Below are 18,013 nucleotides of genomic sequence, written 5' to 3' on the forward strand. Positions count from 1 at the left end.
CCTCAGAAAAGGTGGGGTAACTGTGGGAGCGGGTTTACCCGCGAAAGGGCCGGTGCAGGCTTCCAGCAGAGGACAGACCCATGAAGTTCGAAGGCACCCGCGACTACGTCGCCACAGACGACCTGAAACTGGCGGTAAACGCGGCCATCACCCTCGAACGCCCCTTGCTGGTCAAGGGCGAACCCGGCACCGGCAAGACCATGCTCGCCGAGCAGCTGGCAGCCTCGTTCGGTGCGCGCCTGATCACCTGGCACATCAAGTCGACCACCAAGGCCCACCAGGGCCTCTACGAGTACGACGCGGTCAGCCGTCTGCGTGACGCCCAGCTGGGCGTGGACAAGGTCCACGACGTGCGCAACTACCTGAAAAAGGGCAAGCTGTGGGAAGCCTTCGAGGCCGAGGAACGGGTCATCCTGCTGATCGACGAAATCGACAAGGCCGACATCGAGTTCCCCAACGACCTGCTGCAAGAACTCGACAAGATGGAGTTCTACGTTTACGAAATCGACGAGACCATCAAGGCCAGACAGCGCCCGATCATCATCATCACCTCCAACAACGAAAAGGAGCTGCCGGACGCCTTCCTGCGCCGCTGCTTCTTCCACTACATCGCCTTCCCCGACCGCACCACCCTGCAGCAGATCGTCGACGTGCACTACCCGAACATCAGCCAGTCGCTGGTCAGCGAGGCGTTGGACGTGTTCTTCGACGTGCGCAAGGTACCAGGCCTGAAGAAAAAGCCGTCCACCTCCGAACTGGTCGATTGGCTCAAGCTGCTGATGGCCGACAACATCGGTGAAGCGGTGCTGCGCGAACGCGACCCGACCAAGGCCATTCCACCGCTGGCCGGCGCGCTGGTGAAGAACGAGCAGGACGTACAACTGCTCGAGCGCCTGGCCTTCATGAGCCGGCGCGGCAACCGCTGACAGGAGCCGGGCCATGCTGCTCAACCTGTTCAATGAAATGCGCGCGGCCAAGGTGCCGGTGTCGGTACGCGAACTGCTCGACCTGCACCAGGCCCTGCAAAAGCGCGTGGTGTTCGCCGACATGGACGAGTTCTACTACCTCGCCCGCGCCATCCTGGTGAAGGACGAGCGCCACTTCGACAAGTTCGACCGGGCCTTCGCCGCCTACTTCAAGGGCCTGGAGAACCTCGACCGGCACATCGAGGCGCTGATCCCCGAAGACTGGCTGCGCAAGGAATTCGAGCGTTCGCTGACCGACGAGGAACGCGCGCAGATCCAGTCGCTGGGTGGCCTGGACAAGCTGATCGAGGAGTTCAAGAAGCGCCTCGAAGAGCAGAAGGAACGTCACGCCGGCGGCAACAAGTGGATCGGCACCGGCGGCACCAGCCCGTTCGGTTCGGGCGGCTTCAACCCCGAGGGCATCCGCGTGGGCGAGGCCGGCAAGCGCCAGGGCAAGGCGGTGAAGGTGTGGGACCAGCGCGAATACAAGAACCTGGACGACCAGGTGGAGCTGGGCACGCGCAACATCAAGCTGGCTTTGCGCCGGCTGCGCAAGTTCGCCCGTGAAGGCGCCGCCGAAGAGCTGGACATCGACGGCACCATCGACCACACCGCGCGGGATGCCGGGCTGCTGAACATCCAGATGCGCCCCGAGCGGCGCAACACGGTGAAGCTGCTGTTGCTGTTCGACATCGGTGGTTCGATGGACGCCCACGTCAAGGTCTGCGAAGAACTGTTCTCGGCGTGCAAGACCGAGTTCAAGCACCTGGAGTACTACTACTTCCACAACTTCGTGTACGAGTCGGTGTGGAAAAACAACCTGCGCCGCACCTCGGAGCGCTATTCCACCTTCGACCTGCTGCACAAGTACGGCGATGACTACAAGGTTGTGTTCGTTGGCGATGCGGCCATGGCGCCCTACGAGATTACCCAGCCGGGGGGCAGCGTGGAGCACTGGAACGAAGAGGCCGGGTATGTGTGGATGCAGCGTTTCATGGAGAAATTCAGGAAGATCATCTGGATCAACCCGTACCCGAAGCAGGCCTGGGACTACACCGCATCGACCCACCTGGTGCGGGACTTGATCGAGGACAAGATGTACCCGCTGACCTTGCAGGGGTTGGAGGAAGGGATGCGTTACTTGTCCAAGTGATTTTGCCAGTGCCGGCTCTTTCGCGGGTCAACCCGCTCCTACAGGTCCCGCACAGGCCTCCCGGCTTGCGCCGTACCTGTAGGAGCGGGTTTACCCGCGAAGAGGCCGGCTGCCTTATCGCCAACGGTCCAGGTAAGCCTGCTGCTCCCGCCACGCCTCATCCTGCACCACCGCCCGGAACCGCACCACCGCGCCCGGCATGCACTGCGCCAGTTGCGCCAGCGCCAGCGGCGTCAATGCCCCCAGCCGCGGATAACCGCCAATGGTCTGCCGGTCATTGAGCAACACGATCGGCTGCCCATCCGGCGGCACCTGTACCGCCCCGAGCGGAATCCCCTCGGAAATCATCGGCGCGCCCTGGTAGACCAACTGCGGCCCCAGCAGGCGGATGCCCATGCGGTCGGCACGGCTGTCCAGCGTCCACTCGCGGTTGAACGCCTCGAACAGGCTGGTACCGCTGAAGTCACCGATCTGTGCGCCGATCACCAGGTCAAGTACAGGCTTTTGTGGGTACTGTGGCCGCAGCGCTTCGGGTACCTCACGCAGGGTCGGCGAAGTGCCTGAGAATGCCAGAACCTGGCCTTTGCCAAGCCCAGAACCCTGACCATCGATACCGCCAAGTTCTTCCCGCACAACGGTGGCACAACTGCCCAGCACATCCTCGCCGAGGAACCCGCCAGGCGCCGCCAGATACGCTCGCACGCCCTGCTTCGGCTGCTTCAGGGTCAACCGCTGGCCCTTGACCAACGCAAAGCTGCGCCAGGGCGCCAGCGGCTGATCATCGACACGCGCATCCAGGTCGGCACCGGCCAGGGCCAGCACACAATCCTGCTCGGCGACCACACAGAAACCACCTAGCGCCACCTCGACCACCGGCGCCGCCAACGGGTTGCCCAGCAGCCAGTTGGCCCAGTGCATCGCCACCCAGTCCAGCGCCCCGCCCTGGGTCACGCCCAAATGGCGTACGCCAAAACGCCCAGCATCCTGTAATTGGCACAGCGGAGTACTGGCCTCGATCTTCAACTGCTTCATGCTTGTGCCTCCACATCACCGCCCAACGCCACGAAGTCGCTGCGCGAAACCGGCACGAAGCGCACCCGGTCACCGGGTTGCAACAGGCTGTAGCCCTCGCGTTCACGGTCGAACAGGCGCACCGGGGTACGCCCGATCAGGTTCCAGCCACCCGGCGATACCGCTGGATAGGCCGCCGTCTGGCGCTCGGCAATGCCGACGCTGCCGGCCGCAACGCGCTTGCGCGGGGTGCTAAGGCGCGGGCTGGCCAGGCGTTCGTCCACCAGACCCATGAAGCCGAAACCGGGGGCGAAACCCAGGGCGAACACCGGGTACTCGCGCTCGCTGTGCAAGCGGACCACCTCTGCTTCACTCAAGCCACTGCGGGCCGCCAACACCGGCAGCTCCGGGCCGACGCTGGCGTCGTACCACACCGGGATCTCATGGCGGCGGCCACCGCTGCCCGTGTCTGGCTGCAAGCCCTCCAGCGCACGGATGATCAGTGCCCTCGCCTCACCCGGTGGCAGGTCGAACTGCACCATCAGCGTGGTGTAGGACGGCACCAGGTCCAGCAAGTGCTTGCCGAACGTCGCGTGCAAGCGCTGGCTGGCGGCAAGCATCCACGGCATGTTGCCCTCGTCGATACCATCGAACAGGCGCACCATCAGGCTGTCGATGGCCACGACTTCAATACGGGGTTTCATCGCGACTCCAGGGCATCGAGAGCCTGGCGAATCTGCCGCACAGCCGCCACCGAACTGTCGTTGTCACCGTGTACGCACAGGGTACTGGCTGCAAGCCTCAGTGCACTGCCATCGTCCGCGACGAGCGTATCGCCGCGGGCCAGGCGCACGGCCTGCTCCACCACCAGCGCCGGGTCGTGGTGCACAGCGCCGGGCAGGCGACGCGACACCAGATGGCCGCTGGCGGTGTAGGCGCGATCGGCGAATGCTTCGAACCACAGCGGCACGCCAATCTCATCTCCCAGGGCCTGGGCGGCGCGGTTGTCGGCGGTGGCCATCAGCATCAGCGGCAGGTCTGCGCCATAGGCCGCCACAGCCTCCAGTACGGTGCGCAGCTTGAGCGGGTCGGCCATCATGTCGTTGTACAGCGCACCATGGGGTTTCACGTAGGCCACGCGGCCGCCCAACACTTTGCAGATGCCGTCCAGCGCACCGATCTGGTAATGCAGCAGGTCGCGGATTTCCTCCGGGCTGCAGGCCATGGAGCGGCGGCCGAAGCCGACCAGGTCCGGGTAGGCCGGGTGCGCGCCGATGGTCACCCCGTGCTCCAGCGCCAGGGCCACGGTGCGGCGCATGATGCCGGGGTCGCCGGCGTGGTAGCCGCAGGCGATGTTGGCGCAATCGATGTAAGGCATGACTTCGGCATCCAGGCCCATGCGCCAGCTGCCGAAACTCTCGCCCATGTCGCAATTGAGTAGCAGGCGTTCCACTGCACGGCCTCCGTTGTCGTTGTTCATATGCCTACCTTAACGCGCCTGCAGCTGTTTGCCGCGGGTTTCCGGCAGGCTCAGCGCCGCCACGATCACCACCCCGTAGGACACGGCGGAGAACACGCCGATACCCAGGCCCAGCGGTACTTTCTGGCCGAGCACGCCGATCAGCAGCGGGAACAGTGCCGCGATGACCTTGCCGATGTTGTAGCAGAAGCCCTGCCCCGAACCGCGGATACGCGTGGGGAACAGTTCGGTGAGGAACGCGCCCATGCCGCTGAAGATGCCCGAGGCGAAGAAGCCCAGCGGGAAGCCCAGCCACAGCATCACGCCGTCGCTGACCTGCATTTGCGTGTACAGCAGCACGATGACGAACGAGCCCACGGCGAACAGGATGAAGTTCTTCTTGCGACCCAGCAGGTCGGACAGGTACGCACTGACCACATAGCCGACGTAGGAGCCGACGATCACCATGGCCAGGTAGCCACCGGTGCCCAGCACGCTCAGGCCGCGCTCGTTCTTGAGGAAGGTCGGCAGCCACGAGGTAATGGCGTAGTAGCCGCCCAGCGCGCCGGTGGTCAGCAGGGACGCTCGCACGGTGGTCCAGAGCATGCCCGGGGCAAAGATCTCGTAGAACTGCGCAGGTGCCTCGGCGTTTTCCACCGCCTTGGCCTCGCGGTATACCTCGGGGTCCTTGACCAGGCGGCGGACGAAGATCACGAAGATCGCCGGTACCAGGCCCAGCAGGAACAGCGCGCGCCAGGCCTGCTCGGCCGGCAGCCAGGAGAACAGCAGCGCGTAGAGGATGGCGGTGAGGCCCCAGCCAAGGGCCCAGCCGGACTGCACCATGCCCACCGCCTTGCCACGGTCCTGGGCGCGGATCACCTCGCCGATCAGCACCGCGCCGGCGGTCCACTCACCGCCAAAGCCGAAGCCCATCAGGGTACGGGCGATCAGCAGCTGTTCGTAGTTCTGGGCGAAGCCGCAGAGGAAGGTGAAGAAGGCAAACCACACCACCGTCAGTTGCAGGGTGCGCACGCGGCCAATGCGGTCGGAGAGAATGCCGGCCACCCAGCCACCCACGGCCGAGGCGATCAAGGTGCTAGTGTGGATCAACCCGGCTTCGGTGGTGGTGATGCCCCACAGCATGATCAGCGTCGGAATGACGAAGCTGAGCATCTGTGTGTCCATGCCGTCCAGGCCGTAGCCGATCTTGCAGCTCCAGAACGTCCGGCGCTGCTGTGAGTCGATGTCGCGATACCAGGCGAAAGGCCCGGACGAAGATGGGGAACTGACCTGCTGCTGCACGCCGGTGGGGTTCATGCTTGCCTCGGCTTGTTGGTATTGTTTTATGGGCGACAATGAGTCGCGGCCTGGCTGCCATTGTTCAGAGGCCGCGCCATTTGCGTCCAACGAGAAAAACCGCCGGTCTGGAACAAGAAAAACTGATCATGAACCTTCGCTTCCTCGAAACCTTCGTCTGGGTCGCCCGGCTCAAGAGCTTCCGCCTGACCGCGGAAAAGCTGTTCACTACCCAGGCCTCGGTTTCCAGCCGCATCGCCGCGTTGGAGGCCGACCTGGGCGTCAAGCTGCTGCTGCGCGACTCACGCGGCGTCAGCCTGACCCCGGAGGGCAGCAAGGTACTGGAATATGCCGAGCGCATGCTGGAAACCGCCAAGGCCATGAAGCAGTCGCTGGACAGCGACCGGGCCAAGGTCGGGCGCATCCGTATCGGGGTGATGGACACGGTGATCCACACCTGGATGAGCGCGCTGGTGGCGGAGCTGACCGAGCGTTACCCGCAGGTGGAGATCGAACTGGTGGCCGACACTGCGCTGAACCTTCGCGAGCAATTGCAGAAGGGCTTTCTCGACGTGATCCTGCAGACCGACCTGCTGCGCGAGCAGTCGATCCGCAGCCTGGACCTGGCGCGCTACCCGATGGGTTGGGTGGTGGCCGCCGGCTCGCACCAGCACCGCGACTACGCCTCACTGGCCGAGCTTGGGCGTGAGCGGATCATCACCTTCTCGAAGAACTCGCGGCCGCACCAGGAAGTGCTGAGCCTGCTGCTGAGTGCCGGGGCCGAAACGCCGCGGCTGAACTGCGTGAACTCGGTGGCGGCGATTACCCGGCTGTTGCGTGACGGTTTTGGCATTGGTGCGTTGCCGCCGGCGCTGGTGGATGCCGAGTTGAGCCGGGGTGAGCTGGTATTGCTGCAGGGGCTGCAACCGCCGCCGAGCCTGGAGCTGGTGGTGGCCTGGCAGACCGGGGTGGCGTTGGTGGATGAAGTGGTCGGGGTTTGCCGCCAGGTGCTGGAGCGGTATGCGCGGGATGTGGGTGGGCAGCGGATTGTGTTGGTCTGACTGAATACCTTTTCAGCTGCTGACTCACTTTTGAACGACTGGCGCAGCCCCTGTAGGAGCGGCCTTGTGTCGCGAAAGGGCTGCAGCGCAGCCCCAGCAATTTGTGAAGCGCTGCAGAACCTTGTGGCCGCTTTGCGGCCATTTCGCGACACAAGGCCGCTCCTACAAAGACCGCGTCGCTCGGGCAAATCGAATCAGCTCAGCGCCAGCTCTCTTTCACCGCCCCACGCCGCCCGCCCAGGATCACCCAGCCAATTACCATCAACAGGCTCTCGATCACGAATGCCAGCACAAACCCTGCACCAAGCCCCCAGCCAACCGCCTCGGGCACCAGCAGGATCTGGTAGCTGTAGCCATTGAGGGTTTCTTCGCGCAACTGCGGGTCGGCCTGTACCAGCACGTGCCAGGTACGCTGCGCCCATGGCGCTTGCAGCGCCTGCCATTCGTTTTCCAGCAGTTCGTTGCGGATCATCAGGCTTTCGATGCTGTTGGCATCACTGTTGAACACTGGGTCGTCGCTGCTGCGGTAATGCCGCAGCAGCGCCTGCAGGTCGCCATTGAAGAAACGTTCGGCGGTCTGCCGGAAGCCGTCGAGCGCCTCGCGGGATTCGAACAGGTGCGCCTCGACCCGCTGGCTGTAGTCCTTCACCAGCCCCGGGACCTGGATACCGGCCAGCAGGCCGAAGGTGAACAACAGCAACCGCAGGTAACTTCTGAACATGCCGCGTCCTTAGCTCTGGCCGTGCGCCACGCACTCGCCGTGCCGCCACAGGGCCCACTGACCCGGCTCGTAACGCTGCCAGGTCTCGTTCTCGGTCAGGGCCTCGGTGGCGATCACCGTGACCACGTCGTTAGGGGTGGTTTCGGTGTGAAAATCGACGATCAGGTCGACATCCTTCAACCGTGCCGCACCAAAGGGTGCCCGGCGGGTAATGTGCACCAACTTGGTCGAACAGAAGCAGAACAGCCAGTCGCCGTCGCTGAGCATGCAGTTGAACACGCCCTGGCCGCGGTAGCCGGCACAGGCTTCGACCAGCACCGGCAGCAGCTGTTCCACCGGAACGGGCTCGGGGAAGGCGCTGCGAATGCGGTTGAGCAGGTCGCAGAAGGCCGCCTCGCTGTCGGTGTCGCCCACCGGCCGGTAGAAACTGGCCTGGCCCTTGAAGTCGCCCAGCTGGCCGTTGTGCGCGAAGCACCAGTTGCGGCCCCACATCTCTCGCACGAACGGGTGGGTGTTGGACAGGCATACCTTGCCGACGTTGGCCTGGCGGATATGGCCAATGACCACTTCGCTCTTGATCGGGTAACGCTGCACCAGGTTGGCCACTTCCGACTCGCTGCTGGCAGCCGGGTCCTGGAAAAGGCGCAGGCCACGGCCTTCGTAGAAGCCGATGCCCCAGCCGTCACGGTGCGGGCCGGTACGACCGCCGCGCTGCATCAGGCCGGTAAAGCTGAAGACGATATCGGTGGGGACGTTGGCACTCATGCCCAGCAGTTCGCACATAGGCGTGTCTCCGCTTACAGACGGGGCTCGACCCGGCCGCTGCCGCGGGAGACGGCTGGGGCGGCAGGGGGTGGCGCATCACGGAAACGGTCGCGGCGCTCTGCGGCCAGCGGGCCCTGGGCGCCAAGCTGGTCATCTTCGGCAGCCTGGCGCTGGGCAGCGGCCTCGGCCTGCGCGCGGCGCTCGCGGGCGCGCTTTTCCAGCGGCAAGCGCAGCAGTACGAAAAGGAAATACAGGGAAAACGCGCCCATGCCGTACATGGCGAAGTCGGATACCGCGCGCCAGGCGTTGTTGCCGACCTTGAAGGCGACATCCAGGGCGGTGATGGCAATGGCCGGGGCGAAACTGTCCTTGACCGGGTCGACGATGGTCGGGGTCAGCAGCAGCACCGCCAGCACCACCCGCAGCGGTTCGCGCAGCCAGCGCCACATCCAGCCGGTGAGCTTGAAGCCCACCATCAGGCAGCCCAGGGCGGCAACGGCGTAAAGGCCCCAGGCGAGGGTGTAGTCGTTCTCGGTCATGGTGTTCGTGCAAGCCAGGCAAAGAGATGCCTATGATAAACACTTTTCCGGGCGCAGACAGTGTTTGCCTGTACCGGCCTCTTCGCGGGCTTGCCCGCAAGGAGGCCGGCACAGGCAACCCCAATCAAGAGATCCTCAATGCCAACCAAGCCCCAACCCCCGATTGCCCACCAGGCCCAGGCCACCGACCCGTACGCCTGGCTGCAACAGCGTGACACCCCCGAGGTGCTTGCCTACCTGCAGGCCGAAAACGCCTACCAGGAAGCCTGCCTGGCCGACCAGGCGCCGTTGCGCGAACAACTGTTCGAAGAGATCAAGGGCCGCATCCTGGAAACCGACCTGTCGCTGCCGGCGCCCTGGGGCCCCTACCTGTACTACACCCGTACCACCGCAGGCGACGAGTACCCGCGTCACTACCGCTGCCCGCGCCCGGCCGACGACTCCAACACGGTCGATGAAAGCCAGGAGCAACTGCTGCTCGACCCCAACGCCCTGGCCAATGGCGGTTTCCTGTCCCTCGGCGCGTTCAACGTCAGCCCTGACCACCGCCTGCTGGCCTACAGCCTGGACACCAGCGGCGACGAAATCTTCACCCTGTACGTGAAGGACTTGGCCAGTGGCAGCGTCAGTACCCTGCCCTTCGACGACTGCGACGGCAGCCTGACCTGGGCCAACGATAGCCAGACGCTGTTCTTCGCCGAACTGGACGACACCCACCGCCCGTGGCGCCTGCGTCGTCACACCCTGGGCAACGACGGCGCGCAGACCGTGTTCGAGGAGCCCGATGGGCGCTTCTTCCTGCACTGCTACCGCACCAGTTCCGAACGCCAGCTAGTGCTGCTGCTCAACAGCAAGACCACCAGCGAAGCCTGGGTGCTGGACGCGGAAACCCCGCAGACACCGTTCACCTGCCTGGCGCCACGGGTCGAAGGCCACGAGTACTTCCCCGACCACGGCCAGCTCGACGGCCAGTGGCGCTGGTTCATCCGCACCAACCAGGACGGCATCAACTTCGCCCTGTACCACGCCCCGGTCGCACCAGTGCCCAGCCGTGAGCAATGGCAGGTGCTGGTAGCGCACCGCGACGCGATCATGCTCGAAGGCCTCAGCCTGAATGCCGGCGCGCTGACCCTGAGCCTGCGCGAAGGCGGCCTGCCGATCATCGAGGTACGCCCGCAGGGCCTGGCACCCTACCGCGTCGAACTGCCCGACGCGGCCTACAGCCTGTACGTGCAGGACAGCCTGGAATTCGCCAGCCCACGCCTGCGCCTGCGCTACGAAGCACTCAACCGCCCGGCCCAGGTACGCCAGCTGGAGCTGGCCAGCGGTGCCCAGGCGGTGCTCAAGCAAACCCCGGTGCTGGGGCCGTTCGATGCCGACGACTATGTCAGCGAGCGCCTGTGGGCTACCGCAGCGGACGGCACCCGGGTGCCGATCAGCCTGGTGCGCCGCCGCCAGGACCTGGGCCAGACCGTGCCGCTGTACCTGTATGGCTACGGCGCCTATGGCGAAAGCCTCGACCCGTGGTTCTCGCACGCGCGCCTGAGCCTGCTGGAGCGCGGCGTGGCCTTTGCCATCGCTCATGTGCGTGGTGGTGGCGAACTGGGCGAAGCCTGGTACCGCGCCGGCAAGCAGGAGCACAAGCACAACACCTTCAGCGACTTCATCGCCTGTGCCGAGCACCTGATCGCCGAGGGTGTCACGGCTGCCGACCGCCTGGCCATCAGTGGCGGCAGCGCCGGTGGCCTGCTGATGGGCGCTGTGCTCAACCTGCGCCCCGAGCTGTTCCGCTGTGCGATTGCCGAAGTGCCGTTCGTCGACGTGCTCAACACCATGCTCGACCCCGAGCTGCCGCTGACCGTGACCGAGTACGACGAATGGGGTAACCCTGAGGAGCCGGAGGTGTATGAGCGGATCAAGGCCTATGCACCGTACGAGAACGTGAAGGAACAGGCCTACCCGGCGATGCTGGTGGTGGCGGGCTACAACGACAGCCGCGTGCAGTACTGGGAAGCGGCCAAGTGGGTGGCGCGGCTGCGCACGCGAAAGACCGACGATAACCTGCTGCTGCTCAAGACCGAGATGGGGGCTGGGCATGGCGGGATGAGCGGGCGGTATCAGGGGCTCAAGGATGTGGCCCTTGAGTACGCGTTCGTGTTCGGCGAGCTAGGTGTCGTTTGAGAAAGCCGGGGGCGCTTTGCGCCCCTTTCGCGACACAAGGCCCTCTCGGTCAATCATCCTGCACCGCCGGCTTCGGCGGGTCCTGGCGCAACCCCGGCAATGGCTGGTCTTTCGGTGGCCCGGGCACCGGCATCGGCGGTAACAGTGGCGCCCCCGGCTGGCTGTCATAGGCCTTGGGCGGCGTACTCGGGGTAATCTGCGGATATGGCGTAGGCGTAGGCGTACCCGGTGCACCGGGCACCGGCGTGCTCAACCGGGGTGGCGTGCTGGCAGCTTCGGCCATGGGCAGGCCGGCCAACAACAGCACAACGAGGATCGCGCGAAACATCAGCAACCTCCTGTCGGGAACCTTCCTACAGGCTACGCCTAAATCAAAGCTTTCGCCTGTCCGCCTGCCACGCAAGCGCGCTAGACTCAGCGCATAACCGTCATTTGCCTGATCAGAACAAAGGAAACACCATGAGCTCCACCTCTTCCGCCGCCGCCACCGCGCGCCTGGACCGCATCCTGGCCGATGCCAAGCGCGACAAGGAAATGGGTTACCGCGACAAGGCCCTGAAAATGTACCCGCACGTCTGCGGCCGCTGCGCCCGCGAGTTCTCCGGCAAGCGCCTGAGCGAGCTGACCGTGCACCACCGCGACCACAACCACGACAACAACCCGCAGGACGGCTCCAACTGGGAGCTGCTGTGCCTGTACTGTCACGACAACGAGCACTCGCGCTACACCGACCAGCAGTACTTCAGCGAAGGCTCCACCAGCACCCCGAGCATCGCCAAGGCCACCCACAACCCGTTCGCCGGGCTGGCGGGCATGCTGAAGAAAGACTGACCATCGATTCGCCCCCCGCTGCTACCGGGCAGCCCGTATAATCGCGCTTTTTTTCGCGAAGGGCCCCGGTACGTGGCAAACAAACGATACAGCTGCATCGGCCTGTTCAACCCCAAGTCGGCAGAAAACGTCGGCTCGGTGATGCGCGCCGCGGGTTGCTACGGCGTCAATTCGGTGTTCTACACCGGCAAACGCTACGAGCGTGCCCGTGACTTCGTCACCGACACCAAGCGCGTGCACTACGACATCCCGCTGATCGGCATCGACGACCTGCAGCGCATCATCCCGCTGGGGTGCACGCCGGTGGCTGTGGAATTGGTGGAAGGCGCGCGGCCATTGCCGGAATACACCCACCCGGACCGGGCCATCTACATCTTCGGGCCGGAAGACGGCAGCCTCAGTGCCGATGTGCGGGCGTGGTGCGAAGAGACCATCTACATTCCGACCGAGGGCTGCATGAACCTGGCAGCGACGGTGAATGTGGTGCTGTATGACCGCATGGCCAAGGGGCTGAATACCCGTTCGGGGCCCAGGTTCAAATAGCCGACTGAACGATGGCGGCGGCCGACAGGTCACCTGCATACACTTCAGACGGAGACCTTGCCATGCTTGATATCCATTCGGCAGCGACATCGCAAGAGAAGAACGTTCATGGCCTGGAGCGCGCCAGTTCGCTGGCTGGCGGCGCGTTGATGGTCAGCAAGGGGCTGCGCCACGGCGGCCTGGTCGGGTTGTTGCAGATCGCAGTTGGCGGCTTGGCACTGGCTCGGGGCTTCAGCGGGCATTGTGCGACCAAGGCCTGGTGGCAGCGGCACCGGCAGGAGTATCACCGCTTGCGTTCGGACATCGAGCGCAGTGCTGCGGAACTGGAGGCGTTGAAGGCCAGTGCCGAGGCGGCGACGCGCGGGGTGACGGTAACCGGGAAGGATCCGTTGGCCAGTTGATTTTGCACTGCCTGTGCCGGCCCTTTCGCGGGTAAACCCGCTCCCACAGGATCACCAAGGCTTCGGCCTCTTCGCCGTACCTGTGGGAGCGGGTTTACCCGCGAAGAGGCCGGCACAGGTACAGAAATGGCTAGCGCAACGCCTTGCTCTGCAACACCTCTGAGCGCCGCCCCAGCACGTTCTCGCTGATCTGCACGAAGTCTTCGGTGCTGACGCTGGGCAGGCGCATCAACCCGCGTGCCACATCGTCCAGCGAGCGTTTGGCCTGAGTGTGGATGCGGATTTCCTTGTCCAGCGCTTGCAACAGCATCACCCCGCGCGCCACCTGCGCCGGGGTGGCATGCTCGCCCTTGAGCCGGGTGACCTTGGCGCCCTGCTTACTCAGGCGCGCCTGCCAAGCCTCGTAACGGTCGTCACTCACCCCGCCCGAGCGGCGCAGCAACTCGCTGGCATAGTAGTCGTTCAGGCTTTCCACCAGCCAGTCACTGCCATCACGCCCATGGATCTGCGCAAACAGTTGCACCACTTCGCGCAGCAACGGGCTGCTGCCATTCTCGCTGACCATCGGCCGGGCACTGTGCAGGTACAACGAGCCCTGCGCGGCGGTCGCCCCACGCCACATGCCGTCGCGAGCGCCGACCAACAGCAGCTTCGGCGGGTTGCGCGGGAAAACCGCCTGCAATTGCGGCCAGACAAAGGTCAGCATGGTCAGGTTGTCCATGCGCCGCATACCTTGCCCCACCGGTGCGGCCACTGTGACCTCGGTTTCGCCCAGGCGGGCGCGGCGGCTGCCCAGGTCGCCGGCGAGCATCCAGCCTGTGGGGCGGTCGAACAGGCGCGAAACGTTGTCGATGCGGAACTTGTCCTTGCCGATGCGCGGCCAGGAGGTCTCAATGCTCTTCCAGCCCTCCGGCAGGTCGAACGCCAGCCGCGCCACCAGTTCGGTGCCATCCTGCTGGTCGAGGCGCGCAGGCGGCACCAGTTGGTCGCCCAGGAACAGCGCCCAATGCGGGGTGATGCGCGACGAATAGGCGCCGCTGCCGCGTTTCTGGTCCAGCTGCACGCGGTAACTGAGGCTGGTCTTGCCGGCCGCCGGTTGCCACACGCCGCGCTGGCCCTGCAGTTGCCATTGGCCATCAGCCTGGAAGCCGCTGTAGGCCCCGGCCTTGCCCAGGTCGAAATCCAGACTGCGCACGGCACTGCCTTCGGCCAAGGTTAGGCGGACCTCCGCCTGGCCACTGGCTGGCAACAGGCGCACCTGATAGTCGAGGTCGACCTTTTTCGCCCAGGCCGGCGAACTGGCCATCAGGCCCAACAGCAACAACAGCTGGCAACGCATACAGAAACTCCTTGTTTCCCCGTGGCAGCGGGCCGCGCCGGTCAGCTGGCGCGGAAGATCAGGTGGTCTTCCCAGTCGTCTTCGTGCACATCGTGTTCACTGAGCATGCGCCCCGACTGGGAAATGCGCTGTTCATGGACCTGCTGGCGATCACCGCAGACCAGGTGGTGCCAGGCCGGCAGGTCCTTGCCCTCACTGACCAGGCGGTAGCCGCAGGTACTCGGCAGCCACTTGAACTGGTCGGCCTTGCCCGGGGTGAGCTGGATGCAGTCAGGTACCTGGGCGAAGCGGTTGGGGTAATCGCTGCACTGACAGGTGTGAAGATCCAGCAGTTTGCAGGCGATACGCGTGTAATAGACGCTGTTGTCGTCCTCGTCCTCGAGCTTTTGCAGGCAGCACAGGCCGCAACCATCACACAGCGACTCCCACTCTTGCGGGCTGAGTTGCTCGAGGGTCTTGCGCTGCCAGAACGGCGCGTTTTCAGCGATCATCACACGGGTTTCCTGCATTCATCTTGGGGCCACGGCGCGCGGCGGCGCCAGTCTAGATCCTGGCCTTCGGCAAAGCCAGACCGCTTGTCAGTCGCGACGCGACGCAGTAGCGTGCGCGTTTACCGCCCTTTTGCAGGAGCCGCCATGAGCGCCAACCCCCGCATTGCCGATTACGCCATCAACGAGCAGTTCATCAACCGCTGGTCGCCACGTGCCTTCACCGCCGAGCCGATCAGCGAAGAAACCTTGCTGAGCTTCCTCGAAGCTGCACGCTGGGCGCCGTCGGCGAACAACTCGCAACCTTGGCGCTTCCTCTATGCCCGCCGTGACACGCCGAACTGGGAGCGTTACCTGAACCTGCTGGTGCCGGCCAACCGCAGCTGGGCGCAACAGGCATCGGCGCTGGTGCTGGTGATTTCCAAGACCACCTACGCCGCCCCGGGCGCCACGGAAGAAAGACCGGCGCTGTGGCACACCTTCGACACCGGCTCCGCCTGGGGGCACCTGGCCCTGCAAGCCAGCATCAGCGGCTGGCATACCCATGGCATGGCCGGTTTCGACCAGGAACTGGCGCGGCAGGAGCTTAAGGTTCCTGAAGGCTACGTGCTGCATGCCATGGTGGCGATCGGCAAGCTGGGCGACAAGGCCAGCCTGAACGAAGCGCTGCAGGCGCGTGAAGTCCCGAGCCCGCGCAAGCCACTGAGCGAGCTGGCTGCCGAGGGTGATTTCAGCCTGTAAGCCTTGCATTGGCTGTACCGGCCCTTTCGCAGCACAAGGCTGCTCCTACAGCACAGTGAAAAAAACCTGTAGGAGCAGCCTTGTGCTGCGAAGAGGCCGGTACAGGCACTACAAAATCAATAGCCCCGGGCGAAGTCCACTTCTCCTCGCAACCCCTGCCCTGCCGTGAACGCCCGCACATTCTCGACAAACAACCGCACCATCGCCGCCGGCGAGGTGGGTGCCGAGCTGTGCCCGGTCAGCAGCAAGCCCCACGCCGTCCAGAACGGGTGTTGCCTGGGCAACGGCTCCTGCCGGCAGACATCGATCACCGCCCCCGCCAGGTGCCCTTCCTTCAGTGCCTCGACCAGGTCAGCGTCGACCACCGCAGCGCCGCGCCCTGCATTGATGAACAGCGCCGTGGGCTGGAAGCACTTGAACAGTGCCGCGTCATACAGGTCGTGGGTTGCCGGGGTATCCGGCAGCAGGTTGAGTACGTAGTCAACCTGACCCACCATGCGCGGCAGGTCGACCAGCGCCGCTACCTCGACGAACGGCGCCTGCTCGCGGGCGCTGCTGGCAACGCCATACAGCACCACGCCAAACGCCTGCAGGAACTCGGCCACCCGCTGGCCAATGTCGCCAGTGCCGACGATCAGCACCTTGCGCCCTTCCAGGGTACGCCCCGGGCGGTCGTCCCAACGCCGCTCGACCTGGCTGACCAGCCGCGACAGCACCTCGCGCTCATGGCCGAGCATGTAGGTGAGCATGTACTCGGCCATCACCTGGCCAAAGATGCCCACGGCGCGGGTCAGGCGATAGTCGCGCGGCAGGCCCTCGGCCAGCAGCGGGGTGATACCAGCCCAGGTGGACTGCATCCAGCCCGGCTTGTGGCCCTGGCGCAGCAGGCTTGCCAGCAGGTCCGGCTGGCCCAGCCACACCGGGCACTGTGGCGCCTGGCGTGCCAGTTCGGCGGAGTCGCCGCTGGTCAGGACTTCCAGCTCTGGCGCGGCTGCGCGCAAGATCTCGGCGTATCGAGCATGATCATGCTCAGCAATCAGTACTCGCATGATCAGGCAGGGTCGTTACGGCGCAGCAACTCTTCGGGCAGGTGCTCGATGTAGTCGTCTTCCGGCGGCGGCATCTGCAGGTGGTAACCCTGGTTGTCGAGGTTTTCCAGCACCTTGGCGATATCCTCGCGGGCCAGCTTGCGCTCGGGGGTCAGCACCAGGTCGAAGGCGTGCACGGGGGTGCCGAAGAACGGCAGCAGGCCTTCGGGCACGCGCTCCAGGCCGTCGGCCTTGAGCACGTAGAGGTACATTTCGTTCTTGCGGGGGCTCTTGTAGATAGAGCAAATGCGTTTCATCGGGTCTCTCCGGCGCCTGCCAGGCTGTCCAGCAGGGCCTGGCCCATGCGCTCACGGCGCCAGCCGCGCAGCGAATCGGGCAATTGATAGGGGCCATTGGGGTAGCCGCTCTTGAGCAGCGCTTCCAGGGCTTTCTTGCGCAGCATCAGCTCCGGGGCAATGCCCAGGCGCTCACCTTCGGCCTGGCCGATGGCACGCAGCTGCTTGAGGATACCTGCGGCCTCGATCGGCAAAGGCTCGGGCAAGGCCTGTGGCCATTGCTCGGCTGGCAGGCTGGCGGCACGCTTGATCAGCTGGATGAGGAACTCACCGTCCTGACGAATGGTGCGCGGATGCATCTCGTCGATCTTGGCCAGCGCCGACAGGTTGCTCGGCTGGCTCTTGGCCATGGGCCACAGCGAGTGCTCCTTGAGGATGCGATTGCGCGGTACGTCGCGGTTGCGCGCTTCACGCTCGCGCCAGGCACATAGCTCACGCAGCACTGCCAGTTGCTGGGGGGCCAGCTTCCAGGCCAGCTTGACGTCGCGGTACAGACTTTCGGGCTCGACCTCGCGGCGCAATGCGGCTACCAGCTCGGCACCGTCCTCCAGCACCCAGGCGTACTTGTCGTCACTCAGGCGCGGGCGCAACACGGTGAACAGCTCGGCCAAGTGCACGGCATCCTCGGCGGCATAGCTGACCTGGGTTTCCGAGAGCGGGCGCTGCAGCCAGTCGGAGCGGGTTTCGCCCTTGGGCAGGTCGATCCCCAGAACTTCCTGCACCAGGCGCGAATAGCCCATGGAGAAGCCCAGGTTCAGGTAGCCGGCGGCCAATTGGGTGTCGAACAGCGGCTGTGGCAGCTTGCCGGTCAGGCGCAGCAGCACTTCGAGGTCTTCGCTGCAGGCGTGCAGCACCTTGACCACGCCACTGTCATCCAGCAGTTCGGCCAGGGGTTGCCAGTTGCCGATCAGCAACGGGTCGATCAGGAAGGCACGCTGGCCATCGCCGATCTGGATAAGCCCGGCTTTCGGGTAGAAGGTGTCGACCCGCATGAATTCGGTGTCGACGGCGACAAAGGGCAGCTGATGCCAGTCGCGGCAGTGTTCGGCCAGGCTCTGGTCGTCACGGATCCAGTGTATTTCGATGGCCACGAGGCTCTCCCACTAACATTGGCGCGCAGTATATACGGCGCGGG

Annotated in this window: 21 protein-coding genes; 8 read left to right on the forward strand and 13 right to left on the reverse strand. The window is 64.9% G+C overall.

Features of this window, described 5'->3' with window-relative positions:
- Window positions 1-80: 80 nt before the first annotated feature.
- Both WM94_RS27970 and WM94_RS27975 read left to right on the forward strand, forming a co-directional pair.
- Window positions 81-926, forward strand: coding sequence for a MoxR family ATPase (locus tag WM94_RS27970; RefSeq protein WP_061552658.1), 846 nt, complete (start codon window positions 81-83; stop codon window positions 924-926).
- Between the two features lie 13 nt (window positions 927-939).
- Complete coding sequence (locus tag WM94_RS27975) at window positions 940-2,118, forward strand: VWA domain-containing protein (protein WP_013973749.1); 1,179 nt, start codon at window positions 940-942, stop codon at window positions 2,116-2,118.
- A 114-nt stretch (window positions 2,119-2,232) separates the two neighbouring features.
- Here WM94_RS27975 and WM94_RS27980 read toward each other — a convergent pair whose 3' ends face one another.
- From WM94_RS27980 to WM94_RS27995, 4 genes are read right to left on the reverse strand one after another with little or no spacing between them, the layout of a single operon-like run.
- A complete protein-coding gene (locus WM94_RS27980; protein WP_061552659.1) occupies window positions 2,233-3,150 on the reverse strand; it encodes a biotin-dependent carboxyltransferase family protein in 918 nt (305 codons plus the stop codon).
- Window positions 3,147-3,833, reverse strand: a complete 687-nt coding sequence (gene pxpB, locus WM94_RS27985) for a 5-oxoprolinase subunit PxpB (protein ID WP_061552660.1) — start codon at window positions 3,831-3,833, stop codon at window positions 3,147-3,149. The genes WM94_RS27980 and pxpB overlap by 4 nt, the downstream gene beginning before the upstream one ends.
- Window positions 3,830-4,609 carry a 5-oxoprolinase subunit PxpA gene (locus tag WM94_RS27990; protein ID WP_054573769.1) on the reverse strand — a complete coding sequence of 260 codons (780 nt, stop codon included), beginning with the start codon at window positions 4,607-4,609 and terminating at the stop codon, window positions 3,830-3,832. Before WM94_RS27990 ends, pxpB begins: the two co-directional genes overlap by 4 nt.
- 9 nt (window positions 4,610-4,618) lie before the next feature.
- Window positions 4,619-5,905: an MFS transporter gene (locus tag WM94_RS27995; RefSeq protein ID WP_061552661.1), complete on the reverse strand. Its 1,287-nt coding sequence runs from the start codon at window positions 5,903-5,905 to the stop codon at window positions 4,619-4,621.
- A gap of 128 nt (window positions 5,906-6,033) precedes the next feature.
- On the opposite strand from WM94_RS27995, the gene WM94_RS28000 reads away from it, so the two are divergent.
- Window positions 6,034-6,945, forward strand: a complete 912-nt coding sequence (locus WM94_RS28000) for a LysR family transcriptional regulator (protein WP_061552662.1) — start codon at window positions 6,034-6,036, stop codon at window positions 6,943-6,945.
- A 199-nt stretch (window positions 6,946-7,144) separates the two neighbouring features.
- On the opposite strand, the gene WM94_RS28005 is transcribed toward WM94_RS28000, so the two are convergent.
- Genes WM94_RS28005 through WM94_RS28015 form a run of 3 tightly spaced genes read right to left on the reverse strand, consistent with a single transcriptional unit; the run spans window position 7,145 to window position 8,970 of the window.
- Entirely contained in the window at window positions 7,145-7,666 is a 522-nt protein-coding gene (locus WM94_RS28005; protein ID WP_061552663.1) for a DUF2937 family protein, read from the reverse strand.
- A 9-nt stretch (window positions 7,667-7,675) separates the two neighbouring features.
- Window positions 7,676-8,449: a class II glutamine amidotransferase gene (locus WM94_RS28010; RefSeq protein ID WP_013973756.1), complete on the reverse strand. Its 774-nt coding sequence runs from the start codon at window positions 8,447-8,449 to the stop codon at window positions 7,676-7,678.
- A gap of 14 nt (window positions 8,450-8,463) precedes the next feature.
- Window positions 8,464-8,970, reverse strand: coding sequence for a hypothetical protein (locus tag WM94_RS28015; RefSeq protein ID WP_061552664.1), 507 nt, complete (start codon window positions 8,968-8,970; stop codon window positions 8,464-8,466).
- A 138-nt stretch (window positions 8,971-9,108) separates the two neighbouring features.
- Here WM94_RS28015 and WM94_RS28020 point away from each other — a divergent pair, with 138 nt between their 5' ends.
- Window positions 9,109-11,151 carry a S9 family peptidase gene (locus tag WM94_RS28020; protein WP_061552665.1) on the forward strand — a complete coding sequence of 681 codons (2,043 nt, stop codon included), beginning with the start codon at window positions 9,109-9,111 and terminating at the stop codon, window positions 11,149-11,151.
- Window positions 11,152-11,200: 49 nt separating this feature from the next.
- Here the strand turns inward: WM94_RS28020 and WM94_RS28025 are convergent, their stop codons facing one another.
- Window positions 11,201-11,479, reverse strand: coding sequence for a hypothetical protein (locus WM94_RS28025; protein ID WP_015271347.1), 279 nt, complete (start codon window positions 11,477-11,479; stop codon window positions 11,201-11,203).
- 131 nt (window positions 11,480-11,610) lie between these two features.
- Between WM94_RS28025 and WM94_RS28030 the strand changes: the two genes are divergently transcribed.
- The 3 genes from WM94_RS28030 (at window position 11,611) to WM94_RS28040 (ending at window position 12,926) form a co-directional block, all read left to right on the forward strand.
- Window positions 11,611-11,982, forward strand: coding sequence for a YajD family HNH nuclease (locus tag WM94_RS28030; protein ID WP_003259546.1), 372 nt, complete (start codon window positions 11,611-11,613; stop codon window positions 11,980-11,982).
- A 72-nt stretch (window positions 11,983-12,054) separates the two neighbouring features.
- Window positions 12,055-12,525 (forward strand): RNA methyltransferase, encoded by a 471-nt coding sequence (locus WM94_RS28035; protein ID WP_015271348.1) that lies wholly within the window; start codon window positions 12,055-12,057, stop codon window positions 12,523-12,525.
- Between the two features lie 62 nt (window positions 12,526-12,587).
- A complete protein-coding gene (locus tag WM94_RS28040; protein WP_061552666.1) occupies window positions 12,588-12,926 on the forward strand; it encodes a DUF2892 domain-containing protein in 339 nt (112 codons plus the stop codon).
- A 130-nt stretch (window positions 12,927-13,056) separates the two neighbouring features.
- On the opposite strand, the gene WM94_RS28045 is transcribed toward WM94_RS28040, so the two are convergent.
- Window positions 13,057-14,265, reverse strand: coding sequence for a hypothetical protein (locus tag WM94_RS28045; protein WP_061552667.1), 1,209 nt, complete (start codon window positions 14,263-14,265; stop codon window positions 13,057-13,059).
- Window positions 14,266-14,306: 41 nt separating this feature from the next.
- Window positions 14,307-14,756, reverse strand: a complete 450-nt coding sequence (locus WM94_RS28050) for a YcgN family cysteine cluster protein (RefSeq protein WP_015271351.1) — start codon at window positions 14,754-14,756, stop codon at window positions 14,307-14,309.
- Between the two features lie 144 nt (window positions 14,757-14,900).
- On the opposite strand from WM94_RS28050, the gene WM94_RS28055 reads away from it, so the two are divergent.
- On the forward strand, window positions 14,901-15,494 hold the full coding sequence (locus WM94_RS28055; RefSeq protein WP_015271352.1) for a nitroreductase family protein: 594 nt from the start codon (window positions 14,901-14,903) through the stop codon (window positions 15,492-15,494).
- A 116-nt stretch (window positions 15,495-15,610) separates the two neighbouring features.
- Here the strand turns inward: WM94_RS28055 and WM94_RS28060 are convergent, their stop codons facing one another.
- Genes WM94_RS28060 through rnd form a run of 3 tightly spaced genes read right to left on the reverse strand, consistent with a single transcriptional unit; the run spans window position 15,611 to window position 17,969 of the window.
- Window positions 15,611-16,543: a D-2-hydroxyacid dehydrogenase gene (locus tag WM94_RS28060; protein ID WP_061552668.1), complete on the reverse strand. Its 933-nt coding sequence runs from the start codon at window positions 16,541-16,543 to the stop codon at window positions 15,611-15,613.
- 2 nt (window positions 16,544-16,545) lie between these two features.
- Window positions 16,546-16,839 carry a YcgL domain-containing protein gene (locus tag WM94_RS28065; RefSeq protein ID WP_015271354.1) on the reverse strand — a complete coding sequence of 98 codons (294 nt, stop codon included), beginning with the start codon at window positions 16,837-16,839 and terminating at the stop codon, window positions 16,546-16,548.
- The gene (rnd, locus tag WM94_RS28070; protein ID WP_061552669.1) at window positions 16,836-17,969 is read right to left on the reverse strand and encodes a ribonuclease D; all 1,134 of its coding nucleotides are present in this window, start codon (window positions 17,967-17,969) and stop codon (window positions 16,836-16,838) included. Before rnd ends, WM94_RS28065 begins: the two co-directional genes overlap by 4 nt.
- Between the last annotated feature and the right edge of the window lie 44 nt (window positions 17,970-18,013).

The organism is Pseudomonas sp. ABFPK, from assembly GCF_001586765.1.
In the GTDB taxonomy this organism is placed as follows: domain Bacteria; phylum Pseudomonadota; class Gammaproteobacteria; order Pseudomonadales; family Pseudomonadaceae; genus Aquipseudomonas; species Aquipseudomonas asiatica.

Coding starts and splice junctions, on each gene's coding strand:
- WM94_RS28065 (WP_015271354.1), bottom strand. CDS start 16,839: ATGAAACGCATTTGCTCTATCTACAAGAGCCCCCGCAAGAACGAAATG.
- WM94_RS28060 (WP_061552668.1), bottom strand. CDS start 16,543: ATGCGAGTACTGATTGCTGAGCATGATCATGCTCGATACGCCGAGATC.
- WM94_RS27990 (WP_054573769.1), bottom strand. CDS start 4,609: ATGAACAACGACAACGGAGGCCGTGCAGTGGAACGCCTGCTACTCAAT.
- WM94_RS27970 (WP_061552658.1), top strand. CDS start 81: ATGAAGTTCGAAGGCACCCGCGACTACGTCGCCACAGACGACCTGAAA.
- WM94_RS28030 (WP_003259546.1), top strand. CDS start 11,611: ATGAGCTCCACCTCTTCCGCCGCCGCCACCGCGCGCCTGGACCGCATC.
- WM94_RS27975 (WP_013973749.1), top strand. CDS start 940: ATGCTGCTCAACCTGTTCAATGAAATGCGCGCGGCCAAGGTGCCGGTG.
- pxpB (WP_061552660.1), bottom strand. CDS start 3,833: ATGAAACCCCGTATTGAAGTCGTGGCCATCGACAGCCTGATGGTGCGC.
- WM94_RS28010 (WP_013973756.1), bottom strand. CDS start 8,449: ATGTGCGAACTGCTGGGCATGAGTGCCAACGTCCCCACCGATATCGTC.
- WM94_RS27980 (WP_061552659.1), bottom strand. CDS start 3,150: ATGAAGCAGTTGAAGATCGAGGCCAGTACTCCGCTGTGCCAATTACAG.
- WM94_RS28045 (WP_061552667.1), bottom strand. CDS start 14,265: ATGCGTTGCCAGCTGTTGTTGCTGTTGGGCCTGATGGCCAGTTCGCCG.
- WM94_RS28050 (WP_015271351.1), bottom strand. CDS start 14,756: ATGATCGCTGAAAACGCGCCGTTCTGGCAGCGCAAGACCCTCGAGCAA.
- WM94_RS28015 (WP_061552664.1), bottom strand. CDS start 8,970: ATGACCGAGAACGACTACACCCTCGCCTGGGGCCTTTACGCCGTTGCC.
- WM94_RS28040 (WP_061552666.1), top strand. CDS start 12,588: ATGCTTGATATCCATTCGGCAGCGACATCGCAAGAGAAGAACGTTCAT.
- WM94_RS28025 (WP_015271347.1), bottom strand. CDS start 11,479: ATGTTTCGCGCGATCCTCGTTGTGCTGTTGTTGGCCGGCCTGCCCATG.
- WM94_RS28000 (WP_061552662.1), top strand. CDS start 6,034: ATGAACCTTCGCTTCCTCGAAACCTTCGTCTGGGTCGCCCGGCTCAAG.
- WM94_RS28020 (WP_061552665.1), top strand. CDS start 9,109: ATGCCAACCAAGCCCCAACCCCCGATTGCCCACCAGGCCCAGGCCACC.
- WM94_RS28055 (WP_015271352.1), top strand. CDS start 14,901: ATGAGCGCCAACCCCCGCATTGCCGATTACGCCATCAACGAGCAGTTC.
- WM94_RS27995 (WP_061552661.1), bottom strand. CDS start 5,905: ATGAACCCCACCGGCGTGCAGCAGCAGGTCAGTTCCCCATCTTCGTCC.
- WM94_RS28005 (WP_061552663.1), bottom strand. CDS start 7,666: ATGTTCAGAAGTTACCTGCGGTTGCTGTTGTTCACCTTCGGCCTGCTG.